This is a genomic window from Actinophytocola sp. (assembly GCF_036402745.1).
Taxonomy (GTDB): Bacteria; Actinomycetota; Actinomycetes; order Mycobacteriales; family Pseudonocardiaceae; genus Actinophytocola.
This window is the reverse complement of record NZ_DASWSJ010000166.1, coordinates 1-1,861: the sequence shown is the minus strand read 5'-3', so window position 1 is coordinate 1,861 and position 1,861 is coordinate 1. Positions and strand designations below refer to the sequence as shown.

The following is a 1,861-nucleotide window of genomic DNA, read 5'->3' as shown; positions in this document are numbered from 1 at the left end:
GCGCTTCTTCGGCTCGGCGTAGATCTTCAACGCGTCGTCGAGCGTGACCGTGAACAGCTGGTCCTCGGTGACGAGCGAGCGCGAGTCCGTGCCCTTCTTCAGGTACGGCCCGTAGCGCCCGTTCTGCGCGGTGATCTCGGCCCCGGTCTCCGGGTCCTTGCCGACGACCCTGGGCAGCGAGAGCAGCTTCAGCGCGTCGTCGAGCGTCACGGTGTCCAGGGACATGTCCTTGAACAGGGAGCCGGTGCGCGGCTTGGCCGCCTTCTTGGCGGCCTTCTCGTCGGCGGGCTCCGGCAGGACCTCGGTCACGTACGGCCCGAAGCGGCCTTCCTTGGCGAGGATCTCGTTGCCGGTCACGGGGTCCGTGCCGAGCGAGCGCCCTTCCTGGGGCGTGGAGAACAGCTTCTCCGCGACCTCCAGCGTCAGCTCGTCCGGCGGCATGTCGTCCGGCAGGTTCGCGCGCTGCGCGGACGTCGTGCCGTCGTCGCCGACGATCTCCCGCTCGAGGTAGGGCCCGTAGCGGCCGACGCGGACGACGACCGGGCGGCCCTCGTCGTCGTCGAACAGCGCGATCGAGTTCACCAGGCGGGCGTCGATCGCCTCGACGCTCGACCCGACGAGCTTCTTCAGACCGCCGGAGCGGCCCACCGAGCTCTCCGGACCGACGCTGCCGCCGAAGTAGAAGCCGGACAGCCACGTGGTGCGCTGCTGGCGACCTGCGGCGATGCCGTCGAGCTCGTCCTCCAGCGCGGCCGTGAAGTCGTAGTCCACGAGTCTGCCGAAGTGCTGCTCCAGCAGGCCGACGACCGCGAAGGCGACCCATGAGGGCACCAGCGCGGAGCCCTTCTTCCACACGTACCCGCGGTCCTGGACCGTGCTGATGATCGACGCGTAGGTCGAGGGGCGACCGATGCCCAGCTCTTCCATCGTCTTGATCAGGCTGGCCTCGGTGAAGCGCGAGGGCGGGCTGGTCGAGTGGCCGTCCGCGGTCAGGTCCGTCGCGGTGATGGACTGGTCCTTGACCAGCTGCGGCAGGCGCGACTCGGCGTCGTCCGACTCGCCACCGGCCTCGGCGTCAACCGTCTCCACGTACGCCTTGAGGAAGCCCGCGAACGTGATCGTGCGGCCTGACGCGGCGAACGTGCACTCCTGACCGCCGCCGGCGGTTCCACCCGAGTTCGTGGTGCCGACGATCCGCACCGATGTCGTGTTGCCGCGCGCGTCGTTCATCTGGGACGCGATCGTGCGCTGCCAGATCATCTCGTAGAGCTTGAACTCGTCCGAGTCGAGCTCGCGGGCGACCTCGCCGGGGGTGCGGAACACCTCACCGGCGGGGCGGATCGCCTCGTGCGCCTCCTGCGCGTTCTTGACCTTGCGGGTGTACTGCCGCGGCTGGGCGGCGACGTACTCCGCGCCGTACAGCTGGGTGGCCTGGCTGCGCGCGGCCGTGATCGCGGTCTCCGACAGCGTGGTGCTGTCGGTACGCATATAAGTGATGTAGCCGTTCTCGTACAGCTTCTGCGCGGTGCGCATCGTGCGGTCCGCGGAGAAGCGGAGCTTGCGGCCCGCCTCCTGCTGCAACGTCGAGGTCATGAAGGGCGCGTACGGCTTGCGCGTGTACGGCTTCTCCTCGACGGACGCGACCCGCATCGGCACGTCGACCAGACCAGCGGCCAGGGCGCGCGCCTCGGCCTCGTCCAGCAGGCGCACCTCGGAGCCTGCCTTGAGCTTGCCGTCCGAGCCGAAGTCGCGGCCCAGCGCCAGCCGGGCGCCGTCGACGGCGACCATGCGCGCGCCGAAGTTGCGCGGCGTCGCCTCGGCGCCCGCGTCCATCGTGGCCGAGATGTCCCAGTACGAGGCG

General features: G+C 69.9%; 1 protein-coding gene. It reads right to left on the bottom strand.

Translation table 11 applies throughout. From position 1 onward, the window contains the following. The coding region (gene topA, locus VGD70_RS16520; RefSeq protein ID WP_331082350.1) for a type I DNA topoisomerase at window positions 1-1,861 on the bottom strand (1,861 nt) is incomplete at both ends.